The organism is Chitinophagaceae bacterium, from assembly GCA_016713085.1.
GTDB lineage: Bacteria > Bacteroidota > Bacteroidia > Chitinophagales > Chitinophagaceae > Lacibacter.
This window is the reverse complement of the sequence record JADJPV010000006.1, coordinates 191,585-205,764: the sequence shown is the minus strand read 5'-3', so window position 1 is coordinate 205,764 and position 14,180 is coordinate 191,585. Positions and strand designations below refer to the sequence as shown.

Sequence of the window (14,180 nt, the reverse complement as noted above, 5' to 3'; positions counted from 1 at the left end):
AGTGTACTTATTTTGACAATGGAGGTGGTGATTTTTATGGATATACTATGTGACAAATAAAAAATACAAAATGAACACATGAAAAAAATTGCACTTGCATTTCTGTTGACTTTTTCTGTTTCACTTATTTACGCACAAAAGTTTGAAGGATTAGCCCCAACTCCACCAATGGGATGGAACAGCTGGAACACTTTTCAAACAAATATTTCTGAAAAACTGGTAATGGAAATTGCAGATGATATGGTTAAAAGCAGAATGAAGGATGCAGGTTATAACTATATTGTTTTAGATGATGGCTGGATGGCAAAAGAAAGGAATAAAAATGGCGACCTTGTTCCCGATCCGCAAAAATTTCCCAATGGACTAAAGACTGTTATTGATTATGTGCATTCCAAAGGATTAAAGTTTGGTTTATATAATTGTGCAGGTACGTTAACCTGTGCAGGTTATCCCGGAACAAGAGGATACGAATACCAGGATGCACGTTTCTATGCTTCGCTTGAAATTGATTTTCTGAAATACGACTGGTGCAGTACAGAAGGCATTACGGCAAAAGAAGCTTACCGTACAATGAGCAACGCTATTAAAGTGGCTGGTCGTCCAATAGTTTTTAGTTTATGTGAGTGGGGTACTTATGAACCCTGGTTATGGGCAAAAGATATCGGGCAGTTATGGCGCATCAGTGGTGATATTTATAATTGTTTTGACTGTATAAAAGATCATGGTACCTGGAAGAGTTTGGGAGTAACTCATATTATTGATATACGCAAAAATATCCGCCAGTATGCAGGTCCGGATCATTGGAATGATCCTGATATGATGGAAGTGGGAAATGGCATGAGTGTAAGTGAAGACAGGGCACATTTCTCCATGTGGTGCATGCTGGCAGCCCCGTTGATTGCCGGTAATGATTTACGTTCAATGACCAAAGAAACCATTTCAATTCTCACAGATAAAGAAGCAATTGCTGTTGATCAGGATTCTTTGGGAGTGCAGGCTTATCTTTATCAGCAAAAGGACAGTGTTGATACATGGATAAAACCACTTGCTCACAACGAACTTGCCATCTGCTTTTTAAACCGCAGTAAAAAGCCTGTTTCGGTGACTTATGATTTTAAACAAAACCCTGTATCTGATTCTGTTTCCAATACGTTTATCAATTTTAATGCAACAGCTTACAGCATTAAAGACCTGTGGATGAAAAAAGAAATCGGAACAACAAAGAACGCATGGACAGGAATTGTACAGGGGCATGATGTGGTAATGCTGAGATTAACAGTTGAAAAACCGGCTATTAAAAAGATCAAACAAAAATCAAAATGAAAAAGTTAGTTGCATTGCTTCTTATTGCTGTGCTTTCAGTTGCAGCCATCAATCAGAAAAGTAAACCAGTTGAACCAAAGGTGGAAGATCTTTTAAAAAAGATGACCCTCGAAGAAAAAGTTGGACAAATGACCCAGGTTACACTGGCTGTAGTTGCCAAAGGAGCTTGGGCCAATGAAGATGGATCGCTTGATCCTGCATTATTGAAAAAAGCAGTGGTTGATTATAAAGTAGGGTCTCTGTTAAACACAACTGCGCATGCATTGAATGTAGAAACATGGAGAAAGATCATTACACAGATCCAGGATGAAACAAAAAATACACGTTTAAAAATTCCGATTATTTATGGCTTGGATGCCATACATGGTCAAACTTATACACTCAATTCAACCTTGTTCCCGCAAAATATTGCGATGGCTGCAACAAGAAATCCTGCGTTGGTTGCTGCTGCAGCAAAAGTTACTGCAAAGGAATTAAGAGCATCAGGAGTACGCTGGAACTTTGCTCCTGTACTTGATATCGGCCGTCAGCCTTTATGGTCAAGATTTCCTGAAACTTATGGTGAAGACGTATACATTGTTAAGAAAATGGGAGCAGCAGGAATAACCGCTTATGAAGAAGATGGATTAAAAAGCGTAACAGCTGTAGCCAGTTGTATGAAACATTATCTTGGGTACTCTGCATCAAGAAACGGAAAAGACAGGACGCCGATTTATTTACCTGAAATAGAATTGAGAGCATATTATTTGCCACAGTTCAGGGAAGCTGTGAAAGCAGGTTCATCAACCATCATGATCAATTCCAGTGAAATTAATGGTGTACCGGTACATTCAAGTAAATATTTATTAACCGATGTACTAAGAACGGAGCTTGGTTTTGAAGGATTGATTGTTACCGATTGGGCAGATATTATCCGTTTGCACAACTGGCATCATGTAGCATCAACCCCAAGAGAAGCTGTGGTGATGGCTGTAAATGCCGGAGTTGATATGAGCATGGTTCCAAGTGATTTTTCGTTTTATGATTTACTGATTGAAGCAGTGAAGAAAGGTGAAGTGAAAATGACACGTATTGATGATGCTGTAAGAAGAATCCTGACGTTAAAAATGAAAACAGGATTGTTTGAGAATCCATATCCTGAATCAGCAGCACTTGAAAATTTTGGCAAACCGGAATACCAGACACTTGCACTGGATGCAGCACGTGAAGCAATGACATTACTAAAAAATCAAAACAATATATTACCACTTTCTAAGAATACAAAAGTGCTGGTTGCAGGTCCGTCTGCACAAAGCATCAGTGCATTGAATGGCTGCTGGAGTTATACCTGGCAGGGGAAAGAGGAGCAGTGGTATCCCACCGACAGCAAAACAATTTACCAGGCAATTAAAGATAAAGTTGGGGCAGCGAATATTATCACTACATCAGGAAAGGGTTTTGATAATTCCATGAACTATGATATTGCAGCATTAACAAATGCAGCTGCAAATGCTGATGTAATTATTTTATGCATTGGAGAAAATGCTTATGCTGAAAGTCCAGGCAATACGCCTGATCTTGCATTGGATAAAAATCAGGCAGATCTTGCAATTGCTGCTTACTTAACAGGCAAACCTGTGATACTGGTGTTAACAGAAGGAAGACCAAAGTTTATCACCAATATTGAACCTCCTGCAAAAGGGATATTAATGGCTTACTGGAGTGGAAAAAAAACTGGTGAAGCTGTAGCTGATGTATTGTTTGGTGATTATAATCCTGATGGAATTCTTCCATTCAGTTATCCACGCAGTATGGGTGAAATGGTTTTGTACGACCGTAAACCTTCAGAAGATGTAAGGGAAGTATTTAACGATGATATTCATACAGGCTATAATCCATTGTATCCGTTTGGTCATGGATTGAGTTATACAACTTTTGAATACAGCGATATACAATTAAGCACAACAGAATTAAAAGGCGATGAAAAGTTAACAGTAAGTGTTACGGTAAAAAACACCGGAGGCTGGCCTGGCAAACATACTGTAGAATTATATACGCATGATGTGTATGCAAGCATTACACCAAGTATGAAACGTTTAAGGGCTTTCAAGAAAATATACTTGACAGCAGGTGCTATGCAAACCGTAACATTCACCATTAATAAAAATGACCTTGCTTTTGTAAATGCACAATTGAAGACAGTAACTGAACCGGGTGAGTTTGAAGTAATCATTGGAAAAAATAAAGTGAAGTTTAATTATAACTAACCTGATTTATGATCCAGTTTCAATACTGTTTCCGGCGGTTGATAATTCCTTTATGTGTATCTGCATGCTTTCTGTTTTGTGCAAAAGCAGAAGCGCAGCAAAGTCAACTCCAATTTTTTGCAGCAGATCATCCAATGATTCAGTACACGGGAAGAATTGATTTTACAAATCCAAAACTTCCCCGTTTCTGGCAGCCGGGTGTTTATATCAGCATACAGTTTACGGGGAACAGGTGTGAAATCATTTTGAACGATGAAGTTCTCTGGGGTAAGAATCATAATTACCTGGAACTCGTGGTTGATGGAGTTGCAAAACGTATGCAGACAAAATCAGCGCATGATACAATTGCAGTTGATGTGGAATTATCTGCCAGGCCGCATACCTTATCGTTGCATAAAAATACAGAAGCAAATATTGGCTACCTCGAATTGGTTGGTTTTCGTTGTCAGCAATTGACAGAACCTTCAGCAAAGCCTGTAAGGAAAATGGAATTCATTGGTAATTCTATTACCTGTGGAGCGAGTGCAGATCCTTCTGAAATCCTTGTGGCATAGGTGTTTGGCATGATCAGCACAATGCCTATTTAAGTTATGGTGCAGTTACAGCAAGAACAGTGAATGCACAATATCATTTGTCGTCTGTTTCAGGCATTGGTTTAATGCGCAGCTGCTGTAATATGAATATCATTATGCCGCCTGTGTTTGATAAGATCAGTATGAGGAATGATACCATTAACTGGGACTTTAAAAATTATCAGCCCGATGTGGTAACGGTTTGTCTTGGTCAGAATGATGGTGTACAGGATTCTGCTAAGTTCTGTGAGAACTATATTTCATTTATTCATCAGCTGCGTGCTTATTATCCCAATGCTCAGTTCATTCTGTTAAGCAGCCCGATGGCCGATGCAGGGTTGAAAGCATTTATGAAAAATACTTTAACAGCAGTGAAGAAGAAAGTGAATAAAGAAGGAGATAAAAAAGTCGCAACTTTTTTCTTTTCAAAACAATATAACAGTGGATGTGATTACCACCCTGACCTTGCAGAGCATCAGCAAATTGCCACAGAGCTGACTGCTGCTGTAAAAAAGATCATGAACTGGTAAGCACAATTGATTCATACTAAATACCGGTTAATATGCGTACGAAATGGTTACCTGCCATCATTCTTTTTTTCTGTGCCTTTATTTTTGCAACTAATAATACAGCAGCACAACAGAATTATGTTAAACTCAATGATGGTATTATCGTAAAAATAAAATCTCCTGCACGAAGCAGTGTGAAGATGTTGAAAGTGCAGGTAGTTTCAGATCATATCCTGCACATAACCGCAAGCCCGGCAGATTCATTTTTTTCTGATAAAAGTCTGATGGTTGTAGAAATAGTAAGACCAGCTGTAAACTGGGATGTGAAAGAAGCAGATGGTTTGATTGTTTTATCAACAAAAGCTGTGAATGTAAATATCTCAGCTGTTACGGGTGAAATTAGTTTTACAGATAAAGAAGGAAAAATAATTTTACAGGAAACAAAAGGAGGAGGCAAATCATTTACAGGAACAACGCTGGATGGTGAGCAATCCTATATCATCCGTCAGGCATTTGCCGGCGATGAGAAAGAAGCATTGTATGGACTTGGACAGCACCAGGCAGGCGTATTTAATTATAAAGGAACACAGGTATTACTTTCACAGTATAATACAGAAGTGGCTGTTCCTTTTATGACCTCCAGTAAGAACTATGGAATACTGTGGGACAATAATTCCATTACCAAATCAATTGATACAAGGGAGTATGAACAGTTGTCAACATTAAAACTCTTTTCAAAAGAAGGTGATCAGGGTTGGTTAACGGCAACCTACTATGATAAAAAGGATCCTTCAAAAGTTGTAACCACGAGACCTGAATCATTAATTGATTACAGTTATATCCCTTCACTTAGAAATCTTCCTGATGCTGTGATACTCGAAAAAGTGACTGTTACATGGGAAGGTTTTATTCAAAGCGGATTCAGCGGTGAACATATTTTTAATATACGTTCAGCCGGATATGCAAAAATTTATATCGATGGAAAACTTTTAGCAAACCGATGGAGACAGGGATGGAACCCCGGTACAGAGTTGATCAGGATCAACCTGGAAAAAGGAACAAAGCATTCGTTTAAAATTGAATGGGATCCAACATCAGGTGAATCATTTATTTCCTGTCATTGGTTAAAACCGTTGCAGGGTAATGAAAAAAATGAATTTGCATTTGAATCAGAAGCAGGTGATCAGATCAATTATTATTTCATCAAAGGAAATAATATCGATGAAGTGATCAGTGGATACAGGGAACTCACAGGTAAAGCAACCATGATGCCGAAATGGGCAATGGGCTTCTGGCAAAGCAGGGAACGTTATAAAACACAGGATGAAATTATTAACACGGTTGCAGAATTCCGGAAGCGCAAGATCCCGATTGATAATATTGTACTTGACTGGAGTTATTGGGAAGAAGATAAATGGGGCAGTCATGAATTTGACAAAACCCGTTTCCCGGATGCTGCAGGAATGATAAAAACTTTACATGAAAAGTACAAGACACAGCTGATGATTTCGGTATGGGCAAAATTTTATGAAGGAATCCCTAACTATAAAAAACTAAATGATAGCGGATGGATTTATAAACGTAACGTGGCGAACAGGCAAAGGGATTGGATTGGCAAAGGATATTTATCAAGTTTTTACGATCCTTATCACCCCGGTGCCAGAAAGATGTTTTGGGATATGATGAATACAAGCCTTTTTTCAAAAGGAATAGATGCATGGTGGATGGATGCAACGGAACCTGATGTTACCAGTAACCTTTCACCGCAGCAACGAAAAGAATTCAGCGGACCAAATTATTTCGGTTCATCAACGAAAAACTTCAATGCCTTTTCACTGGTCAATGCACAGGGTGTTTATGAAGGCCAACGAAAAGCTGATAGCAGCAAAAGAGTATTTATTCTTACAAGGTCAGCATATGCTAGCCTGCAACGCTATGCAGCAGTAACATGGAGCGGTGATATTGGAAGCCGCTGGGAAGATTTTAAAAATCAAATTCCTGCAGGGTTGAATTTCAGTATGTCGGGTATGCCTTACTGGACAACTGATATTGGTGGTTTTGCAGTTGAGCCAAGATATGAAAATGCAAAAGGAAAAGATTTAGATGAGTGGAGGGAGCAGACAACACGCTGGTATCAGTATGGTGTGTTCTGTCCGATATTCAGGGTACATGGTCAGTTTCCTTACCGTGAAATTTATAATATAGCACCCGATGATCATCCTGCATACAAAAGCATGCTCTATTATAATAAGCTGCGTTACCGGTTGATGCCATACATCTATTCTTTAGTTGGAAAAACATACCACGATAATTATACCATCATGCGTGGCCTGCCAATGGATTTTGGTACAGATGAAAAAGTAAAAAATATTGCTGATCAGTTTATGTTCGGCCCCTCAATTCTTGTCAACCCTGTGTATGAGTATGAAAAAAGAAACCGTGAAGTGTATTTGCCAAATGCAAATGGGTGGTATGATTTCTATACAGGTAAATTCCTGGAAGGTGGACAAACAATCACAGCAGATGCTCCTTACGAAACATTACCCTTGTATATAAAGGAAGGATCAATCATTCCTGTTGGGCCAGAGTTACAGTATACAAGTGAAAAGTCTGCCGATCCCATTACTTTATTTGTTTACACTGGAAAGGATGCTTCTTTTACACTGTATGAAGATGAGAATCTCAACTACAATTATGAGAAGGGAGCTTTCTCTCAAATTGTTTTTTCTTACGATGAAGGGACAGGTACACTGACAATAAGTGACAGAACAGGAAGCTTTAACGGAAAGCTGAAAAACAGGACATTTAAAATTGTATGGATCAGTAAAGAAAAACCTGGTGTAATGAATTTCGAAAGCAAGACTGATAAAACAGTAAAATATTCGGGCAGGAAGTTAGTTGTGACTTTAAAATAGTCTGGAAGCTTCTGAATATGGATTATTAACGAAAGCCTGAGATCATGAAACCAGACCTTATAGTGTAATGAAAGATAAGCAGCTAAAATAACTTGATATGAATAAACTAATTATCATCATCGGTTTACTTTTAAATGCAACTATTTCTATGGCTCAAAATCCAGTAGGCGATTTCAGTAATCATGCTGATATTGGTAATCCGAAATTAAAAGGAGCCGCAGCGTTTAATGTCTCTGAGCAAAGCTATCATCTCAAAGGTGCCGGTTATAATATCTGGTTTGGAAGAGATGAGTTTCACTATGCATACAATAAAATCAAAGGCGACTTTATACTTACTGCTAATTTTAAACTGATTGGTAAGGGCGTTGATCCTCATCGCAAAATTGGATGGATGGTGAGAGCCAGTGAAGGCGATGATGCTGCACACATGACAGCAACTGTACATGGTGATGGAATGATTGCTATGCAATGGCGCAGAATGCGTGGAGCTCATATGCGTGACCCGCAGGATGAAATTTTCACAAAAAAGAATGAAACAGAAATCGTACAACTTGAGAGGCTGGGGAAAGTATTCATCATGCGTGTTGCACATCCCGGAGAACCTTTGCAGGAAATTGGAAGAACAGATGCTGTTGAAATGCCCGATGAAGTACTCGCTGGAATTTTTATGTGCAGCCATAATCCGGATGTGCTGGAAGAGGGTGAGGCATGGAATGTACGTATTGAACAAACTGTACCTGATACACATAATGGATATACGGATGGGATACTGGGCAGCAGAATGGAAATTATGAATGTATTTGATGGTAAACGAAAAGTAATCTATGAAGATAAAGGAAGATTTGAAGCTCCGAACTGGATGCCTGATGGAAACAGTTTACTGTTTAACCAGGGTGGCAGTATTTATACCTTACCCTTGACCGGGGGTAAACCAACTGTATTGAATACTGGAAATGCAAAAAGGAATAATAATGATCATGTAATTTCTTTTGATGGAAAAATGCTTGGAATCTCATCACACAGGGATGGCATGTCTGGTGGAGGAAGCACTGTTTATTATTTGCCATTAACTGGTGGAGAACCAAAAATAGTTACCGACAGTACTCCATCTTATCTGCATGGCTGGAGTAAAGACGGGAAGGATGTTGTTTACACTGCACAACGGATTTTGAAAAGCTCTGTATATAATATTTATAAAAAACCAATTAATGGTGGTGCGGAAGTACAACTTACAAATCTCACAAAAGGGTTAGCTGATGGGCCAGAGTATTCACCCGATGGAAAATACATTTATTACAATTGTACCATCAGCGGAACAATGCAGTTATGGCGAATGAAAACTGATGGCAGTGAACAAACACAATTAACCTTTGATGAGTATAACAACTGGTTTGCTCATATCAGTCCCGATAATAAATGGATTGCTTTTTTATCTTTCCCCAATACAATCGACCCAACGGATCATCCGTTTTACAAAAGAGTCATGTTGCGGTTAATGCCAGTTAGTGGTGGTGCGCCAAAAGTTATTGCTTATTTGTATGGCGGACAGGGAACAATCAATACGCCGAGCTGGAGCCCGGATAGTAAGAGAATTGCATTTGTAAGTAACAACGGATCAATTAAATGATGCAATTGAAAATAAATGAATAAGAATTTAAGTAACGAAAGTGTATAACCATAGAATGATAAAGAATCGGAAATTGATAATGTTTGCAGTAATACTTATAATAAGCACAGGATACGCTTATTCTCAAAGTAAAAGCGAAATGTTTTCACCAAGAGAGCATCTTCTCATGGATTTTGACTGGCGCTTTGCATTTGGTCATCCGTTTGATACCAAAAAAGATTTTGATAACGGCACCAGCTACTTTTCTTATCTCACCAAAGCCAGTTATGGTGATGGTGCAGCAGCAGCAAACTTTGACGACCGTTCCTGGCGAAAATTAAATGTACCGCACGATTGGGCAGTTGAACAGCCATTCAGCAGTAACACAAATGCAAGTCATGGATTTAAAGCAATCGGCAGAAATTTTCCAGATGCAAGTATTGGCTGGTATCGTAAAGCATTTCAAATCCCGGCAACTGATAAAGGAAAACATATCAGCATTGCATTTGATGGCGTGTTTCGTAATTCTATTGTGTGGGTGAATGGTTTTTATTTGGGAACAGAACCAAGCGGCTATACAGGATTTGAATACAATATTTCTGAGTACCTGAATTATGGTGGTGAAAATGTGATTGCTGTAAGAGTTGATGCAACAATGGAAGAAGGATGGTTTTATGAAGGTGCAGGAATTTACAGGCACGTGTGGCTCAATAAGATTTCGCCTTTACATGTGGCAACAGATGGAAGTTTTGTTACAGCAACGGTTAAGAACAATGCAGCAGATGTTTCGGCACAGGTAACGTTGATCAATGAATCACTGAAAAACAAAACTGTTGATATTGTTCAGACAATACTTAATGCAGAAGGAAAGCCAGTTGCAAATACAAGCAGTAAACAAATCAGTTTTTCTTCTTATCAGCAAAAAGATATTTCAGTAAGCATACCTGTTTCAAATCCTGTATTATGGTCGCTTGAAACACCTTACTTATACAAACTGAGTACAGATGTTATAGAAGACGGGCATATCATTGATCATTATGAAACAACATTTGGAATACGCACCATTTCTTTCAATGCAGCAAAAGGCTTTTTCCTGAACGGGAAGCCTGTAAAAATTCATGGCACCAATAATCATCAGGATCATGCAGGAGTTGGTGTTGCTTTACCTGATGCTTTACAGGATTACAGAATAAAAAAATTAAAAGAGTTTGGGGTGAATGCATACCGCTGTTCACACAATCCACCAACACCTGAGTTACTGGATGCATGCGACAGGTTGGGAATGTTAGTGATTGATGAAAACCGTTTAATGGGTGTTACATCCACACATTATGAATATTTGAAGCGGCTCATGCTTCGTGACAGGAATCATCCAAGTATTATCAGCTGGAGTATTGGTAATGAAGAATGGGGAATAGAAGGGAATGAATTGGGTGCAAGCATTGCATCATCAATGCAGGCATTTGCAAAATCAATTGACAGTACAAGATTTATAACAGCAGCAGTAAGTGGCGGATGGAGAAAAGGAATTTCCAATGTAATTGATGTGATGGGCTATAATTATATCGGTCAGATTAATACCGATGAACATCATGCAGAATTTCCCAATCAGCCCAGCTGGGGAACAGAAGAAGGCAGCACCCGTGCAACAAGAGGTGTTTATTTTGATGATCAGAAAAAACAATTGATTGCAGCTTACGATAAAAAACCATATCCAAATTTTTACAGTATTGAAGACGGATGGAAACATTATGCAGCCAGGGATTATTTAGCAGGCATGTTTATCTGGACGGGCTTTGATTACCGTGGCGAGCCAACTCCTTTCGGGTTTCCTTCCACCGGTTCCTATTTCGGCATGTTGGATCAATGCGGATTTGCAAAAGACAATGTGTACTATCTTAAATCATGGTGGACAGATGAACCGACTCTGCATATTTTACCTCACTGGAACCTGCCTGCCGGACAGGCAAGCTGGAAAGGAAAAGAAGGACAAGAAATAGATGTATGGGTTTACAGCAATTGTGACGAAGTGGAATTATTTCTCAATAAAAAAGTGTTGGGAAAAAAGCAGATGCCAAAAAACGGACATCTTGAATGGAAAGTAAAATATTCAGCAGGAGCATTGAGTGCAATTGGATATACGAATGGAAAGAAGCTGATAACAGAGACAGTGAAAACAACCGATCAGCCGGTAAGTATTCAGCTCAATGCGCAGCAGCCAACAATTAAAGCTGATAAAGAAGATATCTCCATTATAACAGTTGCCGTGAATGACAGGAATAATCTGCAGGTGCCAACTGCAAATGATGAAATACAGTTTTCTGTCTCTGGTCCCGGACAAATTATTGGAGTCGGGAATGGTGATCCCACTTCTCTTGAACCGGATAAATATATTGAAACGATTACAACCTCAAAAATCACGAACCTGAAAGAAAAGGCTGTACCTGATCTCAACAGCAGAAATGAAACGGCAGCAACTGTAAATGATGCCGACTGGAAGCCTGCTTTTACAGATGATCGCACTGAAAAATTCGGTGAATCAGTGAAAGCACTTGTATACAGGGGAACATTTACACTTCCTGCTAATTATAAAGAAGCAATCATTACTCTATATTATAAAAATATCGGAAAGGAACAATCTGTTTATATTAATGGGAAAGAAATTGCCGCAAATTTTAAAGAAAGTAATAAAGAAGGGTACAGGTTAAATACAGCCGAACTGCATGCATGTAATAACAGCATCTCCATTGTGGCAACTCCTTTGTTGAAAAAATTTGATTGGGAAAATGTGAACCAGGATCCGGGAATTATACAGATGGTTTTTCCACCGGCACAATGGAAACGAAAATTATTTAGCGGACTTGCACAGGTTATTGTTCAGTCAACCGGTGAGCCGGGTGAAATTATTGTAACTGCAACTGCAAACGGATTGAAGCATGGTGAAATTAGAATACAGGCTGTGCAGGCAGATGCAAGACCTGCTGTAAAAGGGAATTAATTCAAGGAACAAATTAGTATTTATCGCTTATGAAAAAGGTAATCATCATACTGGTATCAGTATTCAGTTCAGTAACCCTGCTTGCTCAGCAGCAAAAAGTATATCATGTTACATCACCCGACAACAAGATTGATGTAACAATCGAAGCCGGTACTGCATTGAGCTGGTCAGTAAAACATGAAGCTGATCTTATTATTGCGCCATCCATCATTTCACTTACAATAGATAATGGCGAAGTATTGGGTCGCAACGTAAAAGTGATTTCAGTAAAGACGGTTTCTGTTAATACTTCCTTTAATACACTGTTGTATAAAAAGAAATCGGTGATTGATCAGTATAACCAGCTTACAATTACATGCAAGTCTGATTATGGAATTATTGTAAGGGCATACAATGATGGAGTTGCTTATCGTTTTTTCACAAAGAAAAAAGGGATGATCACTGTTTTTTCAGAACAGGCTGAGTTTAATTTTAATGAAGACTATGCAACACTTATTCCTTATGTGCGTGACCTGCGTGGTACAGAACAATACATTCAGTCGTACGAAGCATTGTACACAAAACAAACTGTTTCAAAAGTATATACAGATACGATTGGCTTTTTACCTGTACTGATTAATGAGGGGAAAAAGAAAGCAGTTATTTTAGAAGCAGACCTGGAAGATTACCCGGGCATGTTTGTAAACAGTAATTCAAACAATGGATTGAAAGGAGTATTTGCTCCTTATCCACTGGAGTTTTTCCAGGGAGGCTACAACAAACTGAATACGATGGTAAGTAAAAGAGCTGATTATATTGCTAAAGTAAATGGAAACAGAAATTTTCCATGGCGTGCAGTTGTTATCAGTGATAATGATGCTGCTTTACTCAATAATGATATGGTACAAAAATTATCTGCCCCTTCCCGAATTGCAGATGAGAGTTGGATAAAGCCGGGCAAAGTTGCATGGGACTGGTGGAATGACTGGAATATTTCTCATGTTGATTTCAGAGCAGGAATTAACACCGAAACTTATAAGTACTATGTCGATTTTGCTGCTGCCAATAAATTAGAATACATCATTCTTGATGAAGGATGGAGCGATGACTTGGATCTCATGAAAGTATCAGGCAAAATGAATTTAAAAGAGATCATTGACTATGGTAAACAAAAAAATGTAGGGGTCATTTTATGGGCCGGCTGGTATGCAGTTGATCAAAAAATGGACGAAGCTTTCAGTAAGTATGCAGCCATGGGTGTAAAAGGTTTTAAGATTGATTTTATGGACAGGGATGATCAGCCAATGGTTTCATCTTTGTTTGCCATTGCAAAAAAGCTGCAGAGTATAAACTCATCATCGACTATCATGGTATGTTTAAACCAACAGGTTTACAAAGAACTTATCCCAACGTAGTAAATTTTGAAGGAGTGAAAGGATTGGAGAATAATAAATGGACACCCAATGATGATGTGCCGGAATATGATGTAATGATTCCTTTCATCCGTATGATTGCAGGGCCAATGGATTATACACCCGGTGCCATGCGGAATGCAACCAAACCATATTTCAGGCCGCTGCATTCACTGCCCATGAGTCAGGGTACACGTTGTCACCAGTTGGCCATGTATGTAATATTTGAAGCACCTTTACAAATGCTGGCCGATAACCCCACTGCATATATGAAAGAACAGGAGTGTACAGATTTTATTGCAGGTGTACCTACTGTATTTGATGAAACAGTTGCGTTGGATGGAAAATTGGGAGAGTATGTTGCAATAGCCCGGAAAAAAGAAAACAGCTGGTATGTGGGTGCAATGACCAACTGGAATGAAAGGGATCTTACAATTGATTTTTCTTTTTTTAGGTGAGGGGAAATTATGAAGCAGTTGTTTTTGCTGATGGGTTAAATGCCGACAGGGATGCAACAGATTATAAAAAAGTAACCAGCAGCATTACTGTCTCAACAAAAATGAAGATCTATCTTGCTCCCGGCGGTGGTTTTGCAATGCGTATAACAAAAAAGTAAAAAC

7 protein-coding genes and 1 pseudogene are annotated in these 14,180 nt (G+C 38.8%); all 8 read left to right on the top strand.

Going from position 1 to position 14,180, the window contains the following annotated elements; genetic code table 11:
- Positions 1-78 precede the first annotated feature (78 nt).
- The 8 genes and pseudogenes from IPK31_21670 (at position 79) to IPK31_21635 (ending at position 14,176) form a co-directional block, all read left to right on the top strand.
- Complete coding sequence (locus IPK31_21670) at positions 79-1,323, top strand: glycoside hydrolase family 27 protein (GenBank protein MBK8090294.1); 1,245 nt, start codon at positions 79-81, stop codon at positions 1,321-1,323.
- Positions 1,320-3,569 (top strand): glycoside hydrolase family 3 C-terminal domain-containing protein, encoded by a 2,250-nt coding sequence (locus IPK31_21665; GenBank protein ID MBK8090293.1) that lies wholly within the window; start codon positions 1,320-1,322, stop codon positions 3,567-3,569. Before IPK31_21670 ends, IPK31_21665 begins: the two co-directional genes overlap by 4 nt.
- Before the next feature lie 134 nt (positions 3,570-3,703).
- Entirely contained in the window at positions 3,704-4,123 is a 420-nt protein-coding gene (locus tag IPK31_21660) for a hypothetical protein (protein MBK8090292.1), read from the top strand.
- A 59-nt stretch (positions 4,124-4,182) separates the two neighbouring features.
- Positions 4,183-4,671, top strand: coding sequence for a hypothetical protein (locus IPK31_21655; GenBank protein ID MBK8090291.1), 489 nt, complete (start codon positions 4,183-4,185; stop codon positions 4,669-4,671).
- A 32-nt stretch (positions 4,672-4,703) separates the two neighbouring features.
- Complete coding sequence (locus tag IPK31_21650) at positions 4,704-7,565, top strand: DUF5110 domain-containing protein (protein ID MBK8090290.1); 2,862 nt, start codon at positions 4,704-4,706, stop codon at positions 7,563-7,565.
- A 97-nt stretch (positions 7,566-7,662) separates the two neighbouring features.
- Complete coding sequence (locus IPK31_21645) at positions 7,663-9,192, top strand: TolB family protein (GenBank protein MBK8090289.1); 1,530 nt, start codon at positions 7,663-7,665, stop codon at positions 9,190-9,192.
- A 79-nt stretch (positions 9,193-9,271) separates the two neighbouring features.
- Positions 9,272-12,169 (top strand): DUF4982 domain-containing protein, encoded by a 2,898-nt coding sequence (locus IPK31_21640; protein ID MBK8090288.1) that lies wholly within the window; start codon positions 9,272-9,274, stop codon positions 12,167-12,169.
- Positions 12,170-12,198: 29 nt separating this feature from the next.
- Positions 12,199-14,176: pseudogene (locus IPK31_21635) on the top strand (glycoside hydrolase family 97 protein).
- Positions 14,177-14,180 lie beyond the last annotated feature (4 nt).